The organism is Streptomyces sp. ADMS (assembly GCF_033441795.1).
GTDB lineage: Bacteria > Actinomycetota > Actinomycetes > Streptomycetales > Streptomycetaceae > Streptomyces.
On sequence record NZ_JAVFVX010000090.1, the window covers coordinates 1 to 24,719 of the forward strand.

The following is a 24,719-nucleotide window of genomic DNA, read 5'->3' on the forward strand; positions in this document are numbered from 1 at the left end:
CGGATCGTGTCCGTGGTCCGGGGATGCGGGGGCGGGTTCCCTCACGCCCAGGAACTCCTGGTCCGGCCTGCACGCTCCGGTGCCCCTGCTCATCTCTCCGGTGAGCAGGGGGCGGTGTCGTCCGTCGCCGGATCGGGTGTCCCTGGGCGCGCCCTCCGATCGCCACGGCACCAGCCTCGTGGCGAGCGGTTCTGCGGGTTGTGGTGGTGAGGGGTTTCTGCCAGTGCTGGGCACCCCGACGCGAGGTGTATGCCGGATCCACCGCGACGACCGCGACACCCGTATGGCCCGCCATCGAAGACAGCCGAGCACGAAGCTTCCCGGTGGGCATGCCGGAGATGAGCTGCCGGAAGCGTTTCCTGCGGCCGTGATTCTCCCGGGTCTTCTCCGCGGCGAAGTCCAGGTCCTCGACCGCGATCGCCTTCACGCCGCACGTTCGGGCCCGGTGCGGGAGGCGGGTGAGGTCGAGGCGGACCTGGGCGTCGCGGTCGGCCCGCGTGGGTGCCAGCCGGTCCTCCAGCACCCGCAGGCGCCGGGACTTCACATGCCACTCCCGCCGCGACCGGTAACCCCCGGGCGCCTGCTTCGTCCCCTTCTGCCCGACCGGCAGGGACAGCCGGTCCTCGATGGTGCGGACGCCCGTATCCAGGCTCTGCATGTACGCCGACTGGCCACGGCGGGCCAGCGACCACTGGTCGTGCGTGGCTTTGGTGATACTGCCCGCCCACCGCGACGAGGAGAGAGGCGTCAGCTCCCGCCTACGCACCGCCCACGCTTCAGCGGAATGCGAAAGGCCGTCCCGACAACGGGCCTTGAGATCCTTCGAAGCCAGCGACCCCAGACGCGCGCCCACCAGACGGAGCACCTTCTCATCGTCCGACGTCAGCTGCTTGAGTCGGGTCCGGACGGCCACACCACTCGGGCCGGACGCGACGAACGACGGCGCCATACTCCTCAGCTCACCCACTCCGTCACCCCTCGCCCAGACCCATCCGAATATCCCGTCGCCATGGGCAACGAGCATCACCCATGGAGGTCACACATTCGATGAAAGAACATCAGTTCCCCCACCGAAAACCAACCGCACAGCCGAAGCGCGCAACACGTCACAGACCCCCCCCACACACACTCACTCCCGCTCATCAGAACGCTCTTGAACACCCTCCAGCGACAGCAGTTCCAAACCCCTCCGTACGACGACGAGCCCCGCACCTCGAAAGGTTGCGGGGCCCGTCGTACGAACGCGTACGCGCGGCTACCGGGGTGAGCGGAAGGCTCAGACGGCGGCCGGGTCCTCCTCGACGAGGAGGTTGCGGGTGCGGTTGGGGTCGACCGGAATGCCGGGGCCGATCGTGGTGCTGACGGCGGCCTTCTTGATGTAGCGGCCCTTGGCGGCGGACGGCTTCAGACGGAGGATCTCCTCCAGCGCGGCGCCGTAGTTCTCCACCAGCTTGGTGTCGTCGAACGACGTCTTACCGATGATGAAGTGCAGGTTCGAGTGCTTGTCGACGCGGAACTCGATCTTGCCGCCCTTGATCTCGGTCACGGCCTTGACCACGTCCGGGGTCACGGTGCCCGTCTTCGGGTTCGGCATCAGACCACGCGGGCCGAGGACACGGCCGAGGCGGCCGACCTTGCCCATGAGGTCCGGGGTGGCGACGACGGCGTCGAAGTCCAGACGGCCCTTCGCCACCTCGTCGATCAGTTCGTCGGAGCCGACGATGTCGGCGCCCGCGGCGGTCGCGGCCTCGGCACGGTCACCGGTCGCGAAGACCAGGACCCGGGCGGTCTTACCGGTGCCGTGCGGGAGGTTCACGGTGCCACGGACCATCTGGTCGGCCTTGCGCGGGTCGACACCCAGGCGGAAGGCGACCTCGACGGTGCCGTCGAACTTGCTGGTGGAGGTCTCCTTGGCGAGACGGACGGCCTCGAGCGGGGCGTAGAGCTTGTCCCGGTCGACCTTGGCGTCCGCAGCGCGGAGAGACTTGCTGCGCTTGCTCACTACTGCTCCTGTGTGTTCTGAGGAGTCGTGGTACGGACCGAGCAGGCCCTGCCACGTACTACAAGACTTACGGGGTTGGGGCTCAGCCCTCGACCGTGATGCCCATGGAACGGGCGGTGCCGGCGATGATCTTCGACGCGGCGTCCAGGTCGTTGGCGTTCAGGTCGGGAAGCTTGGTCGTGGCGATCTCACGGACCTGCGCCTCGGTGATCTTGGCGACCTTGGTCTTGTGCGGCTCGCCAGAGCCCTTCTCGACACCCGCGGCCTTGAGGATCATCTTCGCGGCCGGCGGCGTCTTGGTGATGAAGGTGAAGGAGCGGTCCTCGTAGACCGTGATCTCCACCGGGATCACCCAGCCACGCTGCGACTCGGTCGCGGCGTTGTAGGCCTTGCAGAACTCCATGATGTTGACGCCGTGCTGACCGAGCGCGGGGCCGACCGGCGGGGCGGGGTTGGCCGCTCCGGCGTTGATCTGGAGCTTGATAAGCCCCGTGACCTTCTTCTTCTTGGGAGGCATTGCTCTCTCCGGGTCCTAGTGAGAGTTTTCAGCCCCCTTTCCGGATCATCCGGACGGAGGCATACCGCACAACGATAACGGGTATCCATGCGCGGCCAAAAACCGAGCAGGTCAGACCGGCTTCGAGAGCCTGTCTGACCTGGTCGGAGGCATCTGTTCCAGAAGTGCTAGTTCTTCTGGATCTGGTCGAACGACAGCTCGACCGGGGTTTCGCGACCGAAGATCTCGACGAGGCCCTTGACCTTCTTCGAGTCGGCGTTGATCTCGTTGATGGTCGCCTGCAGCGTCGCGAACGGGCCGTCGGTGACGGTGACCGAGTCGCCGACCTCGAAGTCCAGCACCTGGACCTCGAGCTTGCGGGCCGGAGCCGGCCTGCCCTCGGCCTCGGCGGCCTCACGGGCGGCCTTCTCCTCGGCCTCCGGGGCGAGCATCTTGACGATCTCGTCCAGGGTCAGCGGGTACGGGTCGTACGCGTTGCCCACGAAGCCGGTGACACCGGGGGTGTTGCGGACGACACCCCAGGACTCGTTCGTCAGGTCCATGCGGACGAGAACGTACCCGGGAAGCTTGTTCTGGCGGACCGTCTTGCGCTCGCCGTTCTTGATCTGGGCGACCTCTTCCTGCGGCACCTCGGCCTGGAAGATGAAGTCCTCGACGTTGAGCGAGACGGCACGCTGTTCGAGGTTGGTCTTCACACGGTTCTCGTAACCGGCGTACGTGTGGATGACGTACCACTCGCCGGGGAGCGTGCGCAGTTCCTCGCGGAGGGCCTCGACGGGGTCTACGGGCTCGGCCTCTTCTTCGGCCTCGGCTTCGTCGTCCTCAGCCGCGGCCTCGACGGGCTCTTCGTCCCCGTCGGCCTCTTCGGCGTCCACCTCGGTGACGTCGCCGTCCTTGTCATCCTCGATGTGGATGGCGGCTTCCTCGGCGGGCTCCCCCACCGCGGCGTCGGCAGCCTCGACCTCGTCCTCGACCTCGTCAACGCCCTCGACGATGTCGAGCTCGTCATCCACGGACTCGTCCGGCACGATGGCGTCGTTCAGGTTCGGGTCAGACACGGTGGCTGCTTCTTCCTGGATACATGTGGGTGGAACATGCGAAAGGGGCGCCGCACCCGGCGCCCTTCGCTCCTGGCTCAGCCGAAGACGTACTTGGCGGCTTTGTCGAGGCCAAAGTCAATCAGAGTCACCAGGCCGATCATGACGATCACGAAGACGATCACCACGGTCGTGTACGTCGTCAGCTGGTTGCGCGTAGGCCAGACGACCTTGCGGAGCTCCGCGACGATCTGACGGTAGAAGAGCGCGAGGCGCTTCAGCGGGCCCTTCTTGGCACGCTTGCCGCCCTTACGGGTCTTCTTGTCCGACTCGGGTGTCTCATCCTGGGCATCAGGCATGTCGATGGAGCCCACGGCGTCCGCCATTCGTCCTCACCTGTTCCCGGGTCGTGGCCGTGCCGCGCCCGGTCTGAGCCGCACGGCGATGCAATGCAGTACGTACATGCGCACACAGCCTGGTGACAGGTGTGTGTAGCAGGGCCGGAGGGACTTGAACCCCCAACCGCTGGTTTTGGAGACCAGTGCTCTACCAATTGAGCTACGACCCTTTGCGGTTACTCCAACGTACCGTACCCGTCCGAATGCTCGGTGTGCACCGGATGAGCGCGGGCCGATGAAGGCCAACGAGGTGAGAGTGTACGTGCTTCGGAGCCGGTCGTCGAACAGAAAGCGCCCGCTGGGCCGTTGCGAGCGGAAGATCGCCCAGCCCACGGCCCGGATCCGGACGCTTGTTCAGCAGTCCCTCCGACCGCGCGCCCTGCGGCTGTCCCGCCACCCGGTCCGGTCTGACCAATCCGTGAAACCCGTGTGCCGGAGAGGTTTCCGGTCTGAAACGATGGGCACCATGAGCGCTGCAACCCCTTCCACCGCGCGCCGGGTCTCCGCCCGAGTCGGCGCGATCTCCGAGTCCGCCACCCTCGCCGTGGACGCCAAGGCCAAGGCCCTGAAGGCCGCCGGGCGCCCGGTGATCGGCTTCGGCGCCGGTGAACCGGACTTCCCGACCCCGGACTACATCGTCCAGGCCGCCGTCGAGGCCTGCTCGAACCCGAGGTACCACCGCTACACGCCGGCCGGCGGTCTGCCCGAGCTGAAGGCCGCGATCGTCGCCAAGACGCTCCGCGACTCGAACTACGAGGTGGACGTCTCCCAGGTCCTGGTGACCAACGGCGGCAAGCAGGCCATCTACGAGGCGTTCGCCGCGATCCTCGACCCGGGCGACGAGGTCATCGTCCCGGCCCCGTACTGGACGACGTATCCGGAGTCGATCCGTCTCGCCGGCGGTGTCCCGGTCGAGGTCGTCGCGGACGAGACCACCGGATACCGGGTCAGCGTGGAGCAGCTGGAGGCGGCCCGCACCGAGCGGACGAAGGTCGTCCTGTTCGTCTCCCCCTCCAACCCGACCGGCGCGGTCTACAGCGCCGAGGACACCGAGGCGATCGGCCGCTGGGCCGTGGAGCACGGCCTGTGGGTGCTGACGGACGAGATCTACGAGCACCTCGTCTACGGCGACGCGAAGTTCACCTCGCTCCCCGCGATCCTCCCCGAGCTGCGCGACAAGTGCATCGTGGTCAACGGCGTCGCCAAGACGTACGCCATGACGGGCTGGCGGGTCGGCTGGATCATCGGCCCGAAGGACGTCGTCAAGGCCGCGACGAACCTCCAGTCGCACGCCACGTCCAACGTGTCGAACGTGGCCCAGGTCGCCGCCCTCGCCGCCGTCTCCGGGAACCTGGACGCCGTCGCGGAGATGCGCGTGGCCTTCGACCGCCGCCGCCACACCATCGTGCGCATGCTCAACGAGATCGACGGCGTGGTCTGCCCCGAGCCCGAGGGCGCCTTCTACGTCTATCCGTCGGTGAAGGCCCTCCTGGGCAAGGAGATCCGCGGCAGGCGCCCGCAGGACTCGGTGGAACTGGCCGCGCTGATCCTGGACGAGGTCGAGGTGGCGGTCGTACCCGGTGAGGCGTTCGGCACACCGGGCTACCTGCGCCTGTCGTACGCCCTGGGCGACGAGGACCTCGTCGAGGGCATCAGCCGCGTACAGAAGCTGCTGGCCGAGGCGACGGACTGAACCTCGTGATGTCAGAAGGCCGCTTCCCTTCGGGAGGCGGCCTTCTTTCGTCCCTCAGTGCGAGCAAGACCACGTTCAGGGAAAGCGCTACCGATACGAGCCGGACGTACGGCAGGATCCGAGAATGGAGCACGTACGTGATGTCTCTGAACTGCCGAAAGCCCATCTGCACCTGCATTTCACCGGGTCGATGCGGTCCGCGACCCTGCTGGAACTGGCCGACAAGTACGGTGTGAGGCTGCCCGAGGCGCTGACCGACGCCCTCACCAGCGGCGAGCCGCCGAAACTGCGGGCGACCGACGAGCGGGGCTGGTTCCGCTTCCAGCGGCTGTACGACGCGGCCAGGTCCTGTCTGCGGGAACCCGAGGACATCCAGCGGCTGGTCCACGAGGCGGCCGAGGAGGATGCGAAGGACGGCTCGGGCTGGCTGGAGATCCAGGTCGACCCGACGTCGTACGCCCCTCGCCTGGGCGGTCTCATCCCGGCACTGGAGATCATCCTGGACGCGGTGGAGACGGCGGCGCGGGACACCGGGATCGGGATGCGGGTCCTGGTGGCCGCGAACCGCATGAAACACCCCCTGGACGCACGCACGCTGGCCCGCCTGGCCGTGCGGTACGCGGACCGGGGTGTCGTGGGCTTCGGGCTCTCCAACGACGAGCGGCGGGGCATGGCCCGGGACTTCGACCGGGCTTTCGCCATCGCGCGTGACGGCGGCCTGCTGTCGGCCCCGCACGGCGGCGAGCTGACGGGCCCGGCGTCGGTCCGCGACTGTCTGGACGACCTGCACGCGTCCCGGATCGGCCACGGTGTGCGGGCGGCGGAGGATCCGCGCCTGCTGAAGCGCCTCGCGGACCGGCAGATCACGTGCGAGGTGTGCCCTGCGTCGAACGTCGCCCTGGGGGTGTACGAGAAGCCCGAGGACGTGCCGTTGCGCAAGCTCTTCGAGGCCGGTGTGCCCCTGGCACTGGGCGCCGACGACCCGCTGCTGTTCGGCTCACGGCTGGCGGCCCAGTACGAGATCGCCCGCCAGTACCACGCCTTCACGGACGCGGAACTGGCCGAACTGGCCCGGCAGTCGGTACGGGGCTCGGCGGCGCCGGAGGGCGTACGGACGAAGCTGCTGGCAGGGATCGACGACTGGCTGACGGCCTGAGCGTGCTCTCCGGGGAGCGCCTCATAGGCTGACGCCGACCGTAACCGGTTCGTTGACGAGGGTGACCCCGAAGGCGTCCCGAACCCCGGCGACGACCTCGCGGGCGAGGGCGAGCAGGTCCTCGGTGGTGGCCTGCCCTCGGTTGGTGAGGGCCAGGGTGTGTTTGGTGGAGATGCGGGCGGGCCCGGTGCCGTACCCCTTGGTGAAGCCGGCCTTGTCGATAAGCCAGGCGGCCGAGGTCTTGGTGCGGCCTTCTCCGGCCGGGTAGGCGGGCGGTACGGCGTCGGCGCCGAGCCGCTCCGCCACGCGCGCGTGGAACGCGGCGAACTCGGTGTCCGTGAGGATCGGGTTGGTGAAGAAGGACCCGGCGGACCAGGTGTCGTGGTCCTCGGGGTCCAGGACCATGCCCTTCCCGGCGCGCAGCTTCAGCACGGTCTCACGGGCCGCGTCCAGTGGCACCCGGTCGCCGGGCCCGACGCCGAGGGCACGGGCCGTCTCGGCGTACTTCAGGGGCGCCGACAGCCCGCCCGCGTCCTCCAGGGCGAAGCGGACGCGCAGGACTACATGGCGCTCGGGGTCGGCCTTGAAGCGGCTGTGGCGGTACGAGAAGGCGCAGTCGGCGCCCGCGAGGGTGACCGTCTCGCGGGTGGCGCGGTCGTAGGCGACGACCTCGGTGATCGTCGAGGACACCTCCTGCCCGTACGCACCCACGTTCTGGATGGGCGTGGCGCCCGCGGAGCCAGGGATCCCGGCGAGGCACTCGATCCCGGCGAGCCCGGCCTCGACCGTGCGCGCGACGGCGTCGGTCCACACCTCGCCGGCGGCCAGCTCCAGCCCCGTGCCGTCGAGGTCGAAGCCTGTCGTGGCGATCCGCAGAGCCGTCCCCGCGAACCCCTTGTCGCCGATGACCAGGTTCGAGCCGCCGCCGATGACCAGCAGCGGGGTCCCGGAGTCGTCGGCCTCGTGGACGGCGGCGATCACTTCGGCGTCGGTGGTCGCCGTGATCAGCCGGTCCGCGGGACCGCCGAGCCGGAACGTGGTCAGCGGGGCGAGGGGAGCGTCATGGATTTCCTGCACGCGCCCAAGACTACGAGACCCCACTGACAGCCCAGGGCCCTGCACGACAAGCGGCACGCGAGGAGGTCGTGTAAGGGGCGCCCGCCCATGGCGAACGCCCCTTACACGATGACCCGGACCGCCGTACTCAGCCCAGCCGGACAACAGCCCGTGACATGCCCAGCACCTTCTGTCCCGCGCACATCGCGAGGAGGTCGACGCGGACCTTGTGGTCGTCGAGCTTGGCCCCGACCTTGCCGCTGACCTCGATCGTGGCGCCCTTGTCGTCGTTGGGGACGACGACCGGCCTGGTGAAGCGGACGCCGTACTCGACCACCGCGCCGGGGTCGCCCACCCAGTCGGTGACGACCCGGATCGCCTCGGCCATGGTGAACATGCCGTGCGCGATGACGTCGGGGAGACCGACCTCGACCGCGAACCTCTCGTTCCAGTGGATGGGGTTGAAGTCCCCGGAGGCGCCCGCGTACCGGACGAGGGTGGCGCGCGTCACGGGGAAGGTCTGGGCAGGCAGCTCGGTGCCGACCTCGACCTCGTCGTAGGAGATCCTGGGGATACCGGCGGTCTCGGCCGTCATGGGTCAGCCCTCCTCGGCCGCGCGGGCGACCAGCTTGGTCCAGGCGGTCACGACGTGCTCGCCCGCCTCGTCGTGGACCTCGCCGCGGATGTCGATGATCTCGTTGCCCGCCATGGACTTGATGGTCTCGATGGTCGACGTGACGGTGAGCCGGTCGCCCGCGCGGACCGGGCGGACGTAGGCGAACTTCTGGTCGCCGTGCACCACTCGGCCGTAGTCCAGGCCGAGCCGCGGGTCCGCCACGACGTCCCCCGCCGCCTTGAACGTGATGGCGAACACAAAGGTGGGCGGGGCGATCACATCGGCGTGGCCGAAGGCCTTGGCGGCCTCGGGGTCCGTGTACAGGGGGTTGGTGTCACCCACCGCTACCGCGAACTCGCGGATCTTCTCCCGGCCGACCTCGTAGGGGTCGGTGGGCGGATAGGTCCGCCCCACGAAGGACTGGTCGAGCGCCATGGGCTCGGTACCTCCTGAATCGGACTGGTTCGCGTGGTCGCGTGGTTCGCAGCTGATGTAACGACGCGAGGCCGCCCCCCAACCAGCAGGGGACGGCCTCGACGTACGAGCCTGATTTATCGCGTTTCGCGGTGCGCGGTGTGCGCATTGCAACGCGGGCAGTGCTTCTTCATCTCCATTCGGTCCGGGTTGTTACGCCGGTTCTTCTTGGTGATGTAGTTCCGCTCCTTGCACTCCACGCAGGCCAGCGTGATCTTCGGGCGGACGTCGGTGGCAGCCACAGGAGTGCTCCTTGACGAACGGATGGGACGATGAACGCATAAAAGAGTAGCCGATCGAAGGACCGACCCCGCAATCGGCTACTGTCAGTAGCGGTGACCGGACTTGAACCGGTGACACAGCGATTATGAGCCGCTTGCTCTACCGACTGAGCTACACCGCTGTGATGCGATCGGTCCCCGCCTCGCGACGGGGAACCTCTCACACCAGAGCCCCAATACGGAATCGAACCGTAGACCTTCTCCTTACCATGGAGACGCTCTACCGACTGAGCTATTGGGGCGAGCGATGAAGACATTACACGCTCGGCCGCTGTCACCCAAATCCGTTTCCCAGCGCTCGCCCCGGCCTGTTGCGGCCCCCGTTCCGCACTCCGGCCGCGCGCGGAGAACCCCTCTCCCAGCGACCTCGGAAGCCCCTCCCACAACCGCTCCCACACCCCTTCGCCAGGGATCTTTCCCATCCCTGGACCACACCGGTACGACTATTGCGCTCCTCCGCAACGGGGGCTGACGCCCGCCCTAGGCTCGACTCACTCTGCGTGATCTTGTGTCCCCCACCTTGCGCGCAGCCGCCCCCGAGCACAGGAGCGCGATGCCCGACAGCCAGCCGCAGCCGCCCCACTCCTCGTCCTCCTCCTCGTCACCCGCCTCCTCCGGGGCCCCGGCCTCTCTCCTGCTGTGCGGTGCGCAACTCACCGACGGCCGGACCGTGGACGTACGGCTGAGCGGCGGTCGTATCGAGGCGGTCGGCACGGCCGGCAGCCTCAGCTCGTACGCCACCCGCGTCGACCTCAGCGGCTACCTGCTCCTGCCGGCCCCCGCCGAAGCCCACGCCCACGGCGACACGGCTCTGTCCGCCGACACCGACGGCCCGGTCTCGTGCGACCCTCAGGACGTCCAGCGCCGGGCCACGGAGGCCGCCCTGCTCCAACTCGGCCACGGGGCCACCGCGTTGCGCTCGCACATCCGGATCGGCGATGTGCAGGGGCTCGGTGCCCTGGCCGCCGTACTGCAGGCGCGGCGGGCGCTGCACGGCCTCGCCGAGCTGACGGCGGTGGCCATGCCCCGCGTACTGACCGGCGTCGCGGGCGCGGACGGTCTGGCGATGTTGCGCGACGCGGTGAAGATGGGCGCTTCGGTGGTGGGCGGCTGCCCGGACCGCGACCCCGATCCGACCGGCTATGTGGAGGCGGTCCTGGAGGTCGCCTCGGAGCACGGCTGTCCGGTCGACCTGCACACCGACGGCGACGACCCGGCCCGTCTGGCCCGCCTCGCGGCGATGGCGGGCGGTCTGCGCCCCGGCGTGACCATCGGTCCCTGCGGCGGCCTCGGCCGCCTGCCCGCCGAGGTGGCCTCGCGGGCCGCGGACCAGCTCGCGGCGGCAGGCGTGACGGTGGTGTGCCTCCCGCAGGGCGGCTGCGGGGGCGCGGAACGCCGTGGCACGGCTCCGGTACGACTGCTGCGGGCGGCCGGGGTACGGGTCGCGGCGGCCAGCGGCGCGCTGCGGGACGTGTCGAACCCGGTGGGCCGCGGGGACCCCCTGGAAGCGGCGTATCTGCTCGCCTCCCGCCACGGCCTGCGCCCGGAGGAGGCGTACGACGCCGTGAGCGCGTCGGCGCGGGCGGTGCTCGGTCTGCCGGAGGTACGGGTGGAGGCGGGTTTCCCGGCGGAACTGCTGGCGGTACGGGGCGACCGCCTGGCCGGTGCGCTGTCCCTCGCGTACAGCCGAATCGTGGTGCACAGGGGGCGCGTTGTGGCACGCACGAGCGCGGTACGGGAGTACTGCGACACCCCGGCAGCGGCGGCGCCGGACCTGCCTCGACAGGGGCGTACAGGGCCGTCGTGAGGTGAGGGCGGAGTGCGGCTCCGGCGGAGCGGAGGGACGTCGAAGGGGCTGTGCGGCGAACGGGTTCGCGGGGGCGTACGGTCGAAGGCATGCGCATTGTGATCGCTGGAGGACATGGTCAGATCGCGCGTCGGCTGGAGCGTCTGCTCGCCGCGCGCGGTGACGAGGTCGCGGGCATCATCCGCCGCCCGGAACAGGGCGACGACCTGCGGGTGGCCGGCGCGGAACCCGTCCTGTGCGACCTGGAGTCGGCGTCGGTGGAGGAGGTCGCGGCACTGCTGCGGGGCGCCGACGCGGCGGTCTTCGCGGCGGGCGCGGGCCCAGGCAGCGGGACGGCCCGCAAGGACACGGTGGACCGGGGAGCGGCGGTGCTGTTCGCGGACGCGGCGGTGCGGGCGGGGGTGCGCCGGCACGTGATCGTGTCGTCGATGGGTGCGGATCCGGCCCACCAGGGCGACGACGTCTTCGACGTCTACCAGCGCGCGAAGGGCGAGGCGGACGCGTACGTCAGCGGCCTGGACGCCCTCGACTGGACGATCCTGCGTCCCGGCGCCCTGACGAACGACGCCGGCACGGGCCGCGTACGCCTGGAGGCCGACACGGGGCGCGGCGCGATCCCCCGCGACGACGTGGCCGCCGTACTCACGGAACTGCTGGACACTCCGGCGACGGCGGGCCTGACGCTGGAGCTGATCGGCGGGTCGACGCCGGTCTCTGTGGCGGTGAAGTCGGTGGCGGGGAACTGAAGCGAGGCGATGAGGGCCGGGGGCCGACGGTGATCGGCAGGGGCTAGAAGAGGGGCAACTGGCCCGGGAATTCGGGGACGACGTACCCGTCCAACGCGGGCTGCGCCGCCCCGAGTTCCGCCTGCCGCCGCGACCCCGGACACGAAACGAGCTCACCACTCCCCCGGGCCCCCGGCGGATCGTGCCGCGCGAACCTCCCGGCGACGACAGCGATCTCGCGCCGGCACTCGGGACAGTGCCGGCGACGGGACGACGACGCGAACGACGATCGTGACATCGATGACATGGGGTCACTCTCCCTCACGGCCTCAGCGGGCGCACGCAACGAAAAGACCCTCTTCTCTCTGCGAAAACGCAGAGAGAAGAGGGTCTCCCCAATGTGGCGGCGCCAGGGTTCGAACCTGGGTAGGCTGAGCCGGCAGATTTACAGTCTGCTCCCTTTGGCCGCTCGGGCACACCGCCAAGTTTTGTTGCCCTTCGAACCGCTTTTTGGCGGTACTCCTTGGCAACGACGTAAACGATACCTGATGGACGGGGGTGCTTCGCCACCCGATTGAGCGGCGCCCCGAGGGGAGGGGGTGGCTAGGCTTATGCGGATGCGGCCCGGGACATACGCCGGGCTCGGCTGCTGCCACCACGCATGCCGATACGCACCTTGCAGATCCCGATAAGCACCCCATACAAGGAGCCACAGGACATGGCCGACTCCAGTTTCGACATCGTCTCGAAGGTCGAGCGGCAGGAGGTCGACAACGCCCTCAACCAGGCCGCCAAGGAGATCTCCCAGCGCTACGACTTCAAGGGCGTGGGTGCCTCGATCTCGTGGTCCGGCGAGAAGATCCTGATGGAGGCGAACACAGAGGAACGGGTCAAGGCGGTCCTCGATGTGTTCGAGACCAAGCTGATCAAGCGCGGCATCTCGCTGAAGTCCCTGGACGCGGGTGAGCCTCAGCTCTCCGGCAAGGAGTACAAGCTCTTCGCCTCGATCGAGGAGGGCATCTCCCAGGAGAACGCGAAGAAGGTCGCGAAGATCATCCGCGATGAGGGCCCGAAGGGCGTGAAGGCCCAGGTCCAGGGCGAGGAACTGCGCGTCAGCTCGAAGAGCCGCGACGACCTTCAGACCATCATCGCCCTACTCAAGGGCAAGGACTTCGACTTCGCGCTGCAGTTCGTGAACTACCGTTAGTGCACAAGCGGTTGAAGAGGGTGGGCGCCGCACGCCGCCCACCCTCCCTTCTGCAGGCTGCGGAACAGGTACACGCTCAGTCGCGCGAGTTGCCGAACAGAATCCGGTACGCGACCAGCAGCACCAGCGAACCGCCGATCGCCGCCGCCCAGGTGGTGCCGTCGTAGAACTGGTTGCTGATGGGGTGGTCGAGGAAGCGTGCCGAGATCCAGCCGCCGATGAACGCGCCCGCGACGCCGATGACCGTCGTGCCCATGAAACCGCCCGGGTCGCGCCCTGGCAGCAGGAACTTGGCGATGGCTCCGGCCAAGAGTCCCAGGATGATCCAGCCGATGATGCTCATGCCCTGAACCTGCCCCTCTGTGCTGTGCTCGAACTGTACCGGCCCTGTGACTTGCGACTTCGTCGATCTCGTCGATCTCGTCGATCTCGGTGTACCGCTCGTCGGCTTGGTCGCTCTCATGCCGGTGCGTTCGGGTTGCTGCGTTGTTGGTGCCGTACACGACGTCAACGCGATGCCTGGTGGTTGCACCGGTCAGTAGGGTGCGGCTCATGACACAGCCCGGTGCGGAATCCTCCGCTGAACTGCGACGCACCCTCGGCGTCGGCGACGCCGTGGTCATCGGGCTGGGTTCCATGGTCGGGGCCGGCGTCTTTGCAGCCCTGGGACCCGCGGCACGCGCGGCGGGTTCCGGGCTGATGCCCGGGCTCGCCGCGGCGGCCGTGGTCGCCTACTGCAACGCCATGTCGTCCGCCCGGCTGGCCGCCCTCTATCCCGCGTCCGGCGGCACCTACGTGTACGGGCGTGAGCGGCTCGGGGACTTCTGGGGTTATCTCGCGGGCTGGTCGTTCGTCGTCGGGAAAACGGCCTCCTGTGCCGCGATGGCGCTCACCGTGGGCACGTACGTCTGGCCGGGACAGGCGCATGCGGTGGCGGTCGCGGCTGTCGTGGCGCTGACCGCGGTGAACTACGGCGGCGTCCAGAAATCCGCCTGGCTGACGCGGGCGATCGTGGCAGTGGTCCTCGCTGTCCTCGCTTCCGTGGTCGTCGTGTGCCTGGGCTCCGATGCCGCCGATTCCGGCCGGCTGGATGTCGGGGCCTCCGGGGGTGTGGGCGGCGTGCTTCAGGCGGCCGGGCTGCTGTTCTTCGCGTTCGCCGGGTACGCCCGGATCGCGACCCTCGGCGAGGAGGTTCGGGATCCCGCGCGCACCATCCCCCGCGCGATCCCGTCGGCCCTGGGCATCACGCTGGTCGTGTACGCGGCGGTGGCCGTGGCTGTCCTTTCCGTGCTCGGGTCGGGCGGGCTCGGGCAGGCGACCGCCCCACTGGCCGACGCGGTCCGGGCGGCGGGCGTGCCAGGGCTGGTGCCGGTCGTACGGGCCGGTGCCGCCATGGCCGCGCTCGGCTCGCTGCTCGCCCTGATTCTGGGCGTCTCACGGACGGCTCTGGCCATGGCCCGTGACCGTCATCTGCCCGGCGCCCTGGCGGCGGTGCATCCGCGCTTCCAGGTGCCGCACCGGGCCGAATTGGCCGTTGGCGTGGTGGTCGCGGTACTGGCCGCGACGGTGGACGTACGGGGCGCTATCGGCTTCTCCTCCTTCGGGGTGCTGGCGTACTACGCGGTGGCCAACGCCTCTGCGTGGACACTGAGTTCGGCTCCGGCGTCACGGGTGGTGCCGGTGGTGGGACTCCTTGGCTGTGTGACGTTGGCGTTCGCGCTTCCGGGGGTGTCGGTGGTCACGGGCACGGGGGTGCTGGGTGTGGGGGCGGTCGCGTACGGCGTACGACGGCGGTGGCCGGCTTCGCGGTCGTCGGCCGGACCTCAACAGTGACAGGAGCGTCTGACAGAACTCGCGTCGGCTACGAGGCCTGGGCGGCCTGTGCAGGCGGCATCGCTGCCGCCGTACGTGTGGGGAAGCCGGGCCAGGGCTGCAGGTCCGTATCGTCGTTGGACTCCTCGTACCAGCCCGTGCCGTCGAGCCATGTGCGCAGCCATTCCGCGAGGCCCGGGGCGTCGGTGTACCAGGCTTGCTCGGCGGCGTCGGCGTTCGGTTCGAAGAGCAGTACGGTGGCTTCCGCTGTGTGGCAGTCCACGCCCGCGTACATCCCGCAGCCCCAGTGTGATATCGGCAGAACGCCCTCGGGCCAGGGCCACTCCGGGTCCCTGCGGCCCTCCTCGCGGTTGGCGAGGTACTGGGTGACGACGGGCGGTTCATCTGCGGGCGGGCTGTCGAGGAGGGGCAACAGGCCGTAGGCCGGGCCGAATCCGCCGTCTCCTATCCGGAGGTAGAGCGCGGCGAGGAGCGGCGGCAGAGGGAAGCCGAGGGCTGCCTCGGCGCGGTCGAGGGTGGCCGCGTCCACGGGGGCGGGGAGTGAAGGCCAGCCCCACGGACGGGTGTTGCGCGCCTCGGCCGCCACCCGTGTCAGCAACTGCTCGATGTCGGTCATAGATTCATCATGCAGGCCGCCACTGACAATCGAGGCGGCCTGTGGATAACCCGCGGGCGGGACGCGATCCCGCCCGCAGGCTGTGGAGAAAGGGTCGGGCAGGGTCGACGTCACCCCCCGTTCCGGCCGCGCTACCAGCGCGAGCTGAACGGCTGGTCCGTCGGCACGATTTCGCGGCCCAGCGGCAGCAGCGAGACGGGGATGAGCTTGAAGTTGGCGATGCCGAACGGGATACCGATGATCGTGAGGCACAGGAGAACGCCGGTGACGACGTGGGTCAGGGCGAGCCACCAGCCCGCGAGGACCAGCCACAGGACGTTGCCGACGCAGGAGGGGGCGCCCGCGTCGCGGCGCTCGACCGTCGTACGGCCGAAGGGCCACAGGGCGTACGCGCCGATACGGAAGGCGGCGACACCGAACGGAATGCCGATGATGGTGATGCAGAGCAGCGCACCGGCGGCCAGATAGGCGAGGAACAGCCAGAAGCCGCTCAGGACGAGCCAAATGACGTTGAGGATTGTCTTCACTGGTGGCGACCTGCCATCTTTTCGAGCCGGGCGATGCGCTCCGCCATCGGCGGGTGCGTAGAGAACATCTTGGAGAGTCCCTGGCCGGGGCGGAAGGGGTTCGCGATCATCATGTGGCTCGCGGTCTCGATCCGCGGCTCGGGGGGCAGCGGGAGTTGCTTCGTGCCCGCCTCCAGTTTGCGCAGGGCGCTCGCGAGGGCAAGTGGGTCGCCGGTGAGCTGGGCGCCCGCCGCGTCGGCCTCGTACTCTCTGGAGCGGCTGATGGCGAGCTGGATGAGGGTGGCCGCGAGCGGACCCAGGATCATGATCAACAGCATGCCGAGAATGCCGGGACCGTCGTCGTCGTTCGAGCGGCCGATCGGAATCAGCCAGGCGAAGTTGACCAGGAACATGATCACGGAGGCCAGGGCGCCGGCGACCGACGAGATGAGGATGTCGCGGTTGTAGACATGGCTCAGTTCATGGCCGATGACGCCGCGCAGCTCGCGCTCGTCGAGGATGCGCAGGATGCCGTCGGTGCAACAGACGGCGGCGTTGCGCGGGTTGCGGCCCGTCGCGAACGCGTTCGGCGCTTCGGTCGGCGAGATGTACAGGCGTGGCATGGGCTGGCGGGCCTGGGTGGAGAGGTCGCGGACCATGCGGTAGAGGGCCGGGGCCTCGAATTCGCTCACCGGGCGGGCACGCATCGCGCGTAGAGCCAGCTTGTCACTGTTCCAGTACGCGTACGCGTTCGTGCCGATCGCGACGAAGAGTGCGATCACGAGGCCCGTACGGCCGAAGAAGCTGCCGATGACGATGATGAGTGCGGACAGTCCCCCGAGGAGCAGGGCTGTCCTGAGCCCGTTGTGCCGGCGGTGCACGGTACGCCCTCCAAATGGTGCGGCAGGGGAACCCTGGTGTCAGGTCCAGTGGACCCTTCTGTACAGGTCAACGCCAGGCGGGGGTGCGCAGTTCCCTTGCGCGCGCTCAGGCGAGCGTGGGCCGTCCGCGTGAGAGTCCACGCGCGCGTGCGGGAGCCGAGGGTCAGAAGAGGCCGGTGTCGGCGAACCGCAGTACCAGTTGGGGTGCGCCGGACAGGGCGACACCGAGGACGGCGGTCAGGGCGATCGCGGCCGTGAGGGGGACCGGGACGCGGTGGCGTTCCTCGTCTCCCTGGGGGGTGCGGAAGAGGAGGGCCGTCCACTGGAGGTAGTAGAAGAGTGCGATCACCACGTTGACGGCCATGATCACGGCCAGCCAGCCGAGTCCGGCGTCGACGGCCGCGGAGAAGACGGTGACCTTCGCGAAGAGGCCGATGATGCCCGGCGGCAGCCCGGCGAGGCACAGCAGGAAGAAGCCCAGGACGAGCGCCGGCAGGGGGCGGGTGGCGTACAGGCCTCGGTAGTCGCTGACTCGGTTCAGAGGCTTCGTACGGGCCACCAGGGCCGCCACCGCGAAGGCGCCGAGGTTCACGACTGCGTACATGAGGGCGTACGCGACGGTGGAGCCGATGGACTTCTGGGCGTCGTCTGAGTACGCGGCGGCGGCGATCGGTACCAGGAGATAGCCGGCCTGGCCGACGGAGGACCAGGCGAGCAGACGTACCGCGCTGTACGCGCGCGTGGTCTGCTGGCGCAGGGCGCCGACGTTGCCGACGGTCATGGTGAGCGCGGCCAGAACTGCCAGTGCCGGGCCCCAGACGTCGGCGTACGACGGGAAGGCGACGACGGTGACGAGGATCAGACCGGAGAAGCCGACTGCCTTGCCGACGACCGACAGATAGGCGGCGATCGGCAAGGGCGCCCCCACGTAGGTGTCGGGTACCCAGAAGTGGAAGGGCACGGCGGCTGTCTTGAAGGCGAAGCCGATGAGGGTGAGGACGACGCCTGCCTGGGCGAGGGTGTGGAGCTGGGGGTCGACGTCCTGGATCCGGTCGGCGATCTCGGTGAGGTAGAGGGTCCCCGTGGACGCGTAAACGAAGCTGACGCCCATGAGGCTGACCGCGGTCGCCGTGACCGAGGACAGGAAGAACTTCAGGGCCGCTTCGGATGACCTGCGGTCGCCGTGCCGGATGCCCACAAGGGCGAAGGCGGGCAGGGAGGCGACCTCAAGGGCGACGATCAGGGTCGCGAGGTCGCGGGAGGCGGGCAGGAGGGCCGCTCCGGCGGCGGAGGACAGCAGCAGGAACCAGTACTCCCCTTCGGGGAGTCCTCGGTCGGCGTCCTTGAGGGCGGTGACCGAGAGGAGGGCGGCGAGCAGTGCGCCGCCGAGGACCAGGAACTGGATGGCGAGGGTGAAGCGGTCGGCCGTGTAGCTGCAGACATCCGTGCTGCCGGTCAGGCAGAAGGTGGCACGGTCGCCGTCCAGGAGAGGCAGCAGGAGGAGCGCGGAGGCGGCCAGGCCGGCGACCGAGGTCCAGCCGAGGAGCGCCTTCCTGCTGTCGCCGACGAACAGGTCGGCGACCAGCACGGCGAGTCCCACGACGGCGGCGACGGTGGGCGGCGCGATGGCGAGCCAGTCGACGGACTGGACGACGGACTGAGCTGCGGACTGGGCCAGGGAGCTCATCGGGGGCCTCCTGAGAGGAGCTGCTGCACGGCCGGGTCGGTCAGGCCGAGGAGGGCCTTCGGCCACAGGCCGACGACAACGGTGAGGGCGACGAGCGGGGTCCAGGCCGCGAGTTCGTACGTCTGTACGTCGGCGAGCCGGGGGGCGTCCGGCTCCGGGGCGGCGCCCATGCAGACGCGGCGTACGACGACGAGCATGTACGCGGCGGTGAGCAGGGTGCCGAACGCGGCGATCGCCGTGAAGGTGAGGAAGGTGGGGCGGCTGAGCTCGTCGGCGGGGTCGAACGCGCCGAACAGGGCCAGCATCTCGCCCCAGAACCCGGCGAGGCCGGGCAGGCCGAGCGAGGCGACGGCGGCGAAGGCCACGAGGGCGCCGAGGCGTGGGGCCCGGCCGTAGAGGGCGGCGCCGGTGCGGTCGGCGAGGGTGTCGAGGTCGGTGGTGCCCGTGCGGTCCTTCAGCGCGCCGACCAGGAAGAAGAGGAGGCCGGTGATGAGGCCGTGGGCGATGTTGGCGAAGAGCGCGCCGTTCACGCCGGTCGGGGTCATCGAGGCGATGCCGAGCAGGACGAAGCCCATGTGGCCGACGGAGGAGTAGGCGATGAGCCGCTTGAGGTCGCCCTTCGCACCGTGCCGGGCGAGGGCCAGGCAGGCCAGGGAGCCGTAGATGATCCCGATGACGGCGAAGGCGGCGAGGTAGGGCGCGAAGGTCCGGAATCCGTCGGGTGTGATCGGCAGCAGGATGCGCACGAACCCGTACGTGCCCATCTTGAGCAGGATGCCCGCCAGCAGTACCGAGCCGACGGTCGGGGCGGCGGTGTGGGCGTCCGGCAGCCAACTGTGCAGCGGCCACATCGGTGTCTTGACCGCGAGCCCGATCCCGATCGCCAAAGCGGCGGTGACCTGCACGGATGTGCTCAGTCCGGGGCCGTTGTCAGTGGCGAGTGCCATGATGTCGAACGTGCCCGCTTTGATCCCGATCAGGAGCAGGCCCAGCAGCATGACGACGGATCCGAGCAGGGTGTAGAGGATGAACTTCCAGGCCGCCCGGGTCCGTTGCTCACCGCCCCAGCGGGCGATGAGGAAGTACATCGGGATGAGCACCGTCTCGAAGGCGAGGAAGAACAGCAGCAGGTCGAGGACGGCGAAGGTCGCGAGGGTGCCGGACTCCAGGACAAGGAGGAGTGCGACGAAGGCCTTCGGTGAGGGGCCGTCGGGCAGCTTGAAGTAGGAGTAGAGCGCGCAGAGGAAGGTCAGCAGCGCGCTCAGGACCAGAAGGGGGAGGGAAATGCCGTCGACGCCGAGGTGGATCCGCACATCGAGTGCGGGGATCCAGCTGATGTCGGTCGTGGCCTGCATTTTCGACGGATGGTCATGGTCGAAGCCGAGCGCCAGGGCGATCGCGGCGATGAGCACCACGCCGGTCACGGTCACGCCGTGCCGCAGCACGGCCTGCTCGGGCGACTTCCCCTTCAGTCCGGGCGGGGCCGGCAGGAGAGCGGCGACTGCGCCGAGCAGCGGGCCCACGACGACAAATGCCAGAAGGAACTGCATCACTGACTCGTTGATATCGATCACGGCTGCTCACGCTCCCGCGGCGACGAGGAGGACGGCGACCACCAGGACGACGGTGCCGGCGAGCAGCGCGCTCATATAGGTCTGCACGTTGCCGGTCTGGGCGCGCCGTACGGCGGCACCGAGCAGGCGGGGCACGGCGCCCGCACCGCGTACGTAGGTGTCGACGACCTCGCGGTCGAGGAACCGGACGAGGGTGGCGCCGGCCTGGACCGGGCGGACGAAGAGCGCCGTGTACAGGGCGTCCAGGTGGAAGCCGACGGCCGCGTGGCGGTGCAGTGGGCCGAGCAGGAGGCGTCCGGGGTCCGCCGGGTCGGGTGCGGTGGCCATGTCTCCGTAGGCGGGGGTGTGGGTGGCGATGGCTTCGGCCTCGACGAGACCGCCGTCGGCGTCCGGGTGGGCCGCGACCGCGCCCAGGGGGACGCAGGTCGCCAGGGCGGTGGTTTGGCGCCAGGCTCCGTACGTGACGAGGCCGCCGACGAGGGCCATCCCCGTGCCGAGGACGGAGGTGGTGAGGGTCGGGGTCAGGTCGTGGCCGTCGAACCAGTCGGGCAGTCTGCCGTAGGCGAGCCCGCCGAGGGCGAGGGACGGGGCCACGAGCACCCAGAGCACCGTGGTCATCGCGACGGGCTGCCTGCCGTGGTCGGGGGCGTCGGCGCCCCGGCCCCGGAAGGCGAGCAGCCACAGGCGGGTCGCGTAGGCGGCGGTGAGCAGGGCCGACACCAGGCCGGCGACGAGGACGATCCAGCCTGCGGCGCCGGGGATGCTCGCGGAGTGGCCGGTGGCGACGTGTTCGGCGGCGCCGAGGACGGACTCCTTGGAGAAGAAGCCGCTGAAGGGTGGGATCGCGGCGAGCGCGAGGAGTGCCACGGTCATCGTCCAGTAGGCGTCGGGGATGCGGGCGCGCAGGTGGCCCATGCGGGACATGGCGGCCAGTGAGTTGGTGCCGGCGGCGTGGATGATCACGCCCGCCGCGAGGAACAGCAGCGCCTTGAAGGCGCCGTGGGTGAGGAGGTGGAAGACGGCGGCGCCTCGGTCGCCGACGGCGAGGGCACCGGTCATGTAGCCGAGCTGACCGATCGTCGAGTAGGCGAGGACGCGCTTGATGTCGTCCTGGGCGAGGGCGGCGAAGGCTGAGCCGGCCATCGTGACGGCGGCCATGGCGGCGAGGACGACCAGTGCGGCAGAGGAGGCCGCGAAGACCGGGAGGAGCCGGGCGATGAAGTAGACACCGGCGGCGACCATCGTCGCGGCGTGGATCAGCGCGGAGACGGGAGTGGGACCTGCCATCGCGTCGGGGAGCCAGGTGTGCAGCGGGAACTGCGCCGACTTGCCCGCCACGCCGGCCAGAAGCAGCAGGGCGACCAGCGTCGGGTGGTCGAGTCCCCCGCTCGCGACGGTGCCGAGGATCTTCGTGATCCGGAAGGACCCGGCGTCGGTGGCGAGCGCGAACAGGCCGATCAGGAAGGGGACATCACCGAGTTTGGTGACGAGGAAGGCCTTGAGGGAGGCGGCGCGGGCTTCCGGGGTCTCCCAGTAGTGGCCGACCAGGAAGTACGAGCAGATGCCCATGATCTCCCAGCCGACCAGCAGCACCATCAGGTCGCCGGAGTAGACGACGAGCAGCATCGCGGAGGTGAAGAGGGAGACGAGAGCGGCGTACGAGGGGTAGCGCGGATCGTCGCGCAGATAGCCCGTCGAGTAGATCTGCACACAGGTCGCGACCAGGCCGACCAGGACGGCGACGAGGGCGGCGAAGCCGTCGACGTGCAGGGCGAGTTCGACGGGGACCGAGCCGGTGGGTGTGAGCTCGGTGGCGGCGTCGACGGCTCGGTCGCCGCCCTGGCGTACGGCGACGACCACGGCGAGGGCGAGCGCCGTGAGGGTCGGCAGTACGGCGAGGGGGCGAACGAAGCCGGGGGCCGTGCGGCCCAGGAGCAGGCCGGCCGCGGCGCCCAGGAACGGGAGGAGGGGGACGAGGACGGCGAGGGTGGTCGTGGTCACGCGGTGGCCTCAGCCTTCTCGTCTTCCGTGAGGGTGGCTTCGTCAGGGCCGTGGGGCTCGGCGGTGTCGCGGAGCTTGTCGATGTCCGCGGTGCCGCGGTTGCGGTGGACTGCGAGGACGATCGCCAGGCCGATGCCGATCTCGGCGGCGGCGATGGCGATGGTGAACAGGGTGAGGGCCTGGCCGGAGTGCAGGGTTTCGCGGGCGGTCCTGCTGAGCCAAACGTCGAAGGCGACCAGGTTGAGGTTGACGGCATTGAGCATCAGCTCGACGGACATCAGGACCAGGATCGCGTTGCGGCGGGCCAGGACGCCGTAGATGCCGGTGCAGAAGAGCAGGGCGGAGAGTACGGCGGGATAGGCCAGGTGCATCAGAGGGCACCTTCCGTGGTGTCCGTGGTGTCCATGGCGTCAGCTTCGGCTGCGGTGGCCGCGTTCGCCTTGGCCTTGCGGGACAGGACGATCGCGCCGACCAGGGCGGCGAGGAGGAGGACGGAGAGGGCCTCGAAGGGGAGGACCCAGTTCTGAAAGAGGCTCGCGCCGGTGACGGCGGTGGAGCCGGCGGCGGCGCCGTCCAGGTCGATCCAGGTGGTGCGGAAGGCGTCGACGACGACCCAGACCAGGGCGGCGGCCGAGGCGACGGCGACGGCGAGCGCGGCCCAGCGGTTGCCGGAGTCGGCGTCCGGGGAGCGGCCGATGGGGGCCCTGGTGAGCATCAGACCGAAGAGAAGGAGGACGACGACGGAACCGACGTAGATGAGGACCTGTACCCAGGCGATGAACTCGGCCGTGAGGAGGAGGTATTCGACGGCGAGGCCGCCGAGGGCCACCACCAGCCACAGGGCGGCGTGCACCAGCTGACGGGTGGTGACGGTGACGAGTGCGGCGCCGAAGGTGACCAGGCCGACGAGGAGGAAGGTGATCTCGACGCCGGTCGGGGAGAGGAAGCCGTGCGGCTCGGTGGCGGCGGCAGCTGTCGCCGCTGCGGAGGCGAGGGTCACGACTCTCCTCCCTGCTCCTGCGGATCGGTTCGCTCGGTGGGGGCGGTGGAAGCCGTCGGCGTGGACTCGGCCGCTGCCAGTTTCTCGGCGGTTTTGCGGGCCGTGGCGCTTTCCTTCGGCTCCTCGGCGGCGGGGTCGAGGGCGGGTGGGGGCGGGACCGTCCACATCCACTCACGGAGCTTGTCGCGTTCGTGGGTGAGTTCGTGGATGTCGGTCTCGGCGTACTCGAACTCCGGGGACCAGAAGAGGGCGTCGAAGGGGCACACCTCGATGCAGATACCGCAGTACATGCAGAGGGAGAAGTCGATGGCGAAGCGGTCGAGGACGTTGCGGCTGCGCTCACGGCCGCCGGGGGCGGCGGGCGGGACCGTCTCCTTGTGGGAGTCGATGTAGATGCACCAGTCCGGGCACTCACGGGCGCACAGCATGCAGACCGTGCAGTTCTCCTCGAAGAGGCCGATGACTCCCCGGGTGCGGGGCGGGAGGTCGGGCTGTGCGTCCGGGTACTGCGCGGTGACGGTCTTCTTCGTCATCGTGCGAAGGGTGACGGCCAGGCCCTTGGCCAGGCCGATACCGGGGATACGGGGCCCGGTGGACGGGAGAGGCTCAGCCATGGTTACGAGATCACCACCTTCACGATGCCGGTGAGGGCGATCTGGGCGAGGGAGAGGGGGACGAGGACGGTCCAGGAGAGTTTCTGGAGCTGGTCCTCGCGCAGGCGCGGGTAGGTGACGCGCAGCCAGATGACGACGAAGGCCAGCACCGCTGCCTTCAGGAGGGTCCAGACCCAGCCCAGGCCGTCGGCGGCCCAGGGGCCGTGCCAGCCGCCCAGGAAGAGGACGGTGGTCAGGCCGCACAGGACGACGATTCCGGCGTACTCGGCGAGGAGAAAGAGGGCGAAACGGAGGCCGGTGTACTCGGTGTAGGCGCCGAAGATGATCTCCGAGTCGGCCACCGGCATGTCGAAGGGGGGCCGCTGGAGTTCAGCGAGGCCGGCCACGAAGAAGACGATCCCGCCGACGATCTGCCAGGGCAGCCACCACCACTCGAAGGCTTCGAGGATGCCGGGAATCGACACCGTTCCCGCCGCCATCGCGACCGAGGCTGCCGTGAGCAGCATCGGGAGTTCGTAGGCGAGGAGTTGGGCGGCGGTACGCAGGCTGCCGAGGAGGGAGAACTTGTTGGCCGACGCCCAGCCGGCCATGAGCGAGCCGAGGACGCCGACACCCATGACGGCGAGGACGAAGAAGATGCCCGCGTCGATGACCTCGCCGACGGCGCCCTCGCCCGGGCCGATCGGGATGGCGAGGAGGACGAGAAGGTACGGAAGGAGGGCGACGGCAGGGGCGAGCTGGAAGATACGGCGGTCCGCGCCCGCGGGCACGATGTCTTCCTTCTGCGCGAACTTCACGCCGTCGGCGACCAGTTGGGCCCAGCCGTGGAAGCCGCCGGCGTACATCGGGCCGAGGCGGCCCTGCATGTGGCCCATCACCTTGTGCTCGGTTTGACCGACGATCAGGGGAAAGGTGAGGAAGACGACGAAGACGATCAGGAGTCGCAGGGCGACGTCGAGCACGTCGTTCACTGCGAGCCTCCTGTGGGGTTGTCCGGGGTGGGGTTGTCCGGGGTGGGGTTGTCCGGGGTGGGGTTGT

Annotated in this window: 26 protein-coding genes, 4 tRNA genes and 1 pseudogene; 6 read left to right on the forward strand and 25 right to left on the reverse strand. The window is 69.4% G+C overall.

Annotated elements, in window-relative coordinates; genetic code table 11:
- From RB628_RS29880 to RB628_RS29905, 6 genes and pseudogenes are all read right to left on the reverse strand, one after another.
- Positions 1-967, reverse strand: a pseudogene (locus RB628_RS29880) (IS200/IS605 family accessory protein TnpB-related protein); the annotation flags it as partial.
- Positions 968-1,276: 309 nt separating this feature from the next.
- Entirely contained in the window at positions 1,277-2,002 is a 726-nt protein-coding gene (gene rplA, locus RB628_RS29885) for a 50S ribosomal protein L1 (RefSeq protein WP_318323653.1), read from the reverse strand.
- Positions 2,003-2,084: 82 nt separating this feature from the next.
- Positions 2,085-2,519 carry a 50S ribosomal protein L11 gene (gene rplK / locus RB628_RS29890; protein WP_020132675.1) on the reverse strand — a complete coding sequence of 145 codons (435 nt, stop codon included), beginning with the start codon at positions 2,517-2,519 and terminating at the stop codon, positions 2,085-2,087.
- A gap of 167 nt (positions 2,520-2,686) precedes the next feature.
- On the reverse strand, positions 2,687-3,577 hold the full coding sequence (nusG, locus tag RB628_RS29895; RefSeq protein ID WP_318323655.1) for a transcription termination/antitermination protein NusG: 891 nt from the start codon (positions 3,575-3,577) through the stop codon (positions 2,687-2,689).
- A 77-nt stretch (positions 3,578-3,654) separates the two neighbouring features.
- Complete coding sequence (gene secE, locus RB628_RS29900) at positions 3,655-3,942, reverse strand: preprotein translocase subunit SecE (RefSeq protein WP_318323656.1); 288 nt, start codon at positions 3,940-3,942, stop codon at positions 3,655-3,657.
- A gap of 109 nt (positions 3,943-4,051) precedes the next feature.
- A tRNA-Trp gene (locus RB628_RS29905) sits at positions 4,052-4,124 on the reverse strand.
- A gap of 296 nt (positions 4,125-4,420) precedes the next feature.
- On the opposite strand from RB628_RS29905, the gene RB628_RS29910 reads away from it, so the two are divergent.
- Complete coding sequence (locus RB628_RS29910; RefSeq protein ID WP_318323657.1) at positions 4,421-5,647, forward strand: pyridoxal phosphate-dependent aminotransferase; 1,227 nt, start codon at positions 4,421-4,423, stop codon at positions 5,645-5,647.
- 124 nt (positions 5,648-5,771) lie between these two features.
- Positions 5,772-6,803, forward strand: a complete 1,032-nt coding sequence (locus RB628_RS29915) for an adenosine deaminase (protein ID WP_318323659.1) — start codon at positions 5,772-5,774, stop codon at positions 6,801-6,803.
- A gap of 21 nt (positions 6,804-6,824) precedes the next feature.
- Here RB628_RS29915 and RB628_RS29920 read toward each other — a convergent pair whose 3' ends face one another.
- From RB628_RS29920 to RB628_RS29945, 6 genes are all read right to left on the reverse strand, one after another.
- Complete coding sequence (locus RB628_RS29920) at positions 6,825-7,880, reverse strand: UDP-N-acetylmuramate dehydrogenase (protein ID WP_318323660.1); 1,056 nt, start codon at positions 7,878-7,880, stop codon at positions 6,825-6,827.
- 127 nt (positions 7,881-8,007) lie between these two features.
- A complete protein-coding gene (locus RB628_RS29925; RefSeq protein WP_318323661.1) occupies positions 8,008-8,454 on the reverse strand; it encodes a MaoC family dehydratase in 447 nt (148 codons plus the stop codon).
- 3 nt (positions 8,455-8,457) lie between these two features.
- A complete protein-coding gene (locus RB628_RS29930; protein WP_318323662.1) occupies positions 8,458-8,910 on the reverse strand; it encodes a MaoC family dehydratase N-terminal domain-containing protein in 453 nt (150 codons plus the stop codon).
- A 116-nt stretch (positions 8,911-9,026) separates the two neighbouring features.
- Complete coding sequence (rpmG, locus tag RB628_RS29935) at positions 9,027-9,191, reverse strand: 50S ribosomal protein L33 (protein ID WP_018834916.1); 165 nt, start codon at positions 9,189-9,191, stop codon at positions 9,027-9,029.
- Positions 9,192-9,279: 88 nt separating this feature from the next.
- Positions 9,280-9,352: transfer RNA gene (locus tag RB628_RS29940), tRNA-Met, on the reverse strand.
- Positions 9,353-9,399: 47 nt separating this feature from the next.
- Positions 9,400-9,472 (reverse strand) — tRNA-Thr (locus RB628_RS29945).
- Positions 9,473-9,783: 311 nt separating this feature from the next.
- Here RB628_RS29945 and RB628_RS29950 point away from each other — a divergent pair.
- Positions 9,784-11,037: an amidohydrolase family protein gene (locus RB628_RS29950; RefSeq protein WP_318323663.1), complete on the forward strand. Its 1,254-nt coding sequence runs from the start codon at positions 9,784-9,786 to the stop codon at positions 11,035-11,037.
- An 89-nt stretch (positions 11,038-11,126) separates the two neighbouring features.
- Entirely contained in the window at positions 11,127-11,783 is a 657-nt protein-coding gene (locus tag RB628_RS29955) for an SDR family oxidoreductase (protein ID WP_318323664.1), read from the forward strand.
- 43 nt (positions 11,784-11,826) lie between these two features.
- On the opposite strand, the gene RB628_RS29960 is transcribed toward RB628_RS29955, so the two are convergent.
- Together RB628_RS29960 and RB628_RS29965 are read right to left on the reverse strand one after the other, a co-directional pair.
- Complete coding sequence (locus tag RB628_RS29960) at positions 11,827-12,060, reverse strand: hypothetical protein (protein WP_318323689.1); 234 nt, start codon at positions 12,058-12,060, stop codon at positions 11,827-11,829.
- 103 nt (positions 12,061-12,163) lie between these two features.
- Positions 12,164-12,245, reverse strand: a tRNA-Tyr gene (locus RB628_RS29965).
- Between the two features lie 235 nt (positions 12,246-12,480).
- Here RB628_RS29965 and RB628_RS29970 point away from each other — a divergent pair.
- The gene (locus RB628_RS29970; RefSeq protein WP_318323665.1) at positions 12,481-12,969 is read left to right on the forward strand and encodes a YajQ family cyclic di-GMP-binding protein; all 489 of its coding nucleotides are present in this window, start codon (positions 12,481-12,483) and stop codon (positions 12,967-12,969) included.
- A gap of 76 nt (positions 12,970-13,045) precedes the next feature.
- Here RB628_RS29970 and RB628_RS29975 read toward each other — a convergent pair whose 3' ends face one another.
- The gene (locus RB628_RS29975) at positions 13,046-13,312 is read right to left on the reverse strand and encodes a GlsB/YeaQ/YmgE family stress response membrane protein (protein WP_318323666.1); all 267 of its coding nucleotides are present in this window, start codon (positions 13,310-13,312) and stop codon (positions 13,046-13,048) included.
- 209 nt (positions 13,313-13,521) lie between these two features.
- Between RB628_RS29975 and RB628_RS29980 the strand changes: the two genes are divergently transcribed.
- Entirely contained in the window at positions 13,522-14,802 is a 1,281-nt protein-coding gene (locus RB628_RS29980; protein WP_318323667.1) for an APC family permease, read from the forward strand.
- Positions 14,803-14,830: 28 nt separating this feature from the next.
- Here the strand turns inward: RB628_RS29980 and RB628_RS29985 are convergent, their stop codons facing one another.
- The 10 genes from RB628_RS29985 to RB628_RS30030 all read right to left on the reverse strand — a co-directional run bounded on the left by RB628_RS29985 (position 14,831) and on the right by RB628_RS30030 (position 24,652).
- Positions 14,831-15,418 (reverse strand): SMI1/KNR4 family protein, encoded by a 588-nt coding sequence (locus RB628_RS29985; protein ID WP_318323670.1) that lies wholly within the window; start codon positions 15,416-15,418, stop codon positions 14,831-14,833.
- A gap of 131 nt (positions 15,419-15,549) precedes the next feature.
- Positions 15,550-15,945, reverse strand: a complete 396-nt coding sequence (locus tag RB628_RS29990; RefSeq protein ID WP_318323671.1) for a YccF domain-containing protein — start codon at positions 15,943-15,945, stop codon at positions 15,550-15,552.
- On the reverse strand, positions 15,942-16,805 hold the full coding sequence (gene htpX, locus RB628_RS29995; RefSeq protein ID WP_318323672.1) for a zinc metalloprotease HtpX: 864 nt from the start codon (positions 16,803-16,805) through the stop codon (positions 15,942-15,944). Before htpX ends, RB628_RS29990 begins: the two co-directional genes overlap by 4 nt.
- 163 nt (positions 16,806-16,968) lie before the next feature.
- Positions 16,969-18,492, reverse strand: a complete 1,524-nt coding sequence (locus tag RB628_RS30000) for an NADH-quinone oxidoreductase subunit N (RefSeq protein WP_318323673.1) — start codon at positions 18,490-18,492, stop codon at positions 16,969-16,971.
- Positions 18,489-20,066, reverse strand: coding sequence for an NADH-quinone oxidoreductase subunit M (locus RB628_RS30005; RefSeq protein WP_318323674.1), 1,578 nt, complete (start codon positions 20,064-20,066; stop codon positions 18,489-18,491). Before RB628_RS30005 ends, RB628_RS30000 begins: the two co-directional genes overlap by 4 nt.
- Positions 20,067-20,072: 6 nt before the next feature.
- Positions 20,073-22,067 (reverse strand): NADH-quinone oxidoreductase subunit L, encoded by a 1,995-nt coding sequence (locus RB628_RS30010; protein WP_318323675.1) that lies wholly within the window; start codon positions 22,065-22,067, stop codon positions 20,073-20,075.
- Entirely contained in the window at positions 22,064-22,438 is a 375-nt protein-coding gene (nuoK, locus tag RB628_RS30015) for an NADH-quinone oxidoreductase subunit NuoK (protein ID WP_318323677.1), read from the reverse strand. Before nuoK ends, RB628_RS30010 begins: the two co-directional genes overlap by 4 nt.
- On the reverse strand, positions 22,438-23,067 hold the full coding sequence (locus tag RB628_RS30020; RefSeq protein WP_318323678.1) for an NADH-quinone oxidoreductase subunit J: 630 nt from the start codon (positions 23,065-23,067) through the stop codon (positions 22,438-22,440). Before RB628_RS30020 ends, nuoK begins: the two co-directional genes overlap by 1 nt.
- Positions 23,064-23,681, reverse strand: a complete 618-nt coding sequence (locus tag RB628_RS30025) for an NADH-quinone oxidoreductase subunit I (protein WP_318323680.1) — start codon at positions 23,679-23,681, stop codon at positions 23,064-23,066. The genes RB628_RS30020 and RB628_RS30025 overlap by 4 nt, the downstream gene beginning before the upstream one ends.
- 2 nt (positions 23,682-23,683) lie before the next feature.
- Positions 23,684-24,652: a complex I subunit 1 family protein gene (locus tag RB628_RS30030; RefSeq protein WP_318323681.1), complete on the reverse strand. Its 969-nt coding sequence runs from the start codon at positions 24,650-24,652 to the stop codon at positions 23,684-23,686.
- Between the last annotated feature and the right edge of the window lie 67 nt (positions 24,653-24,719).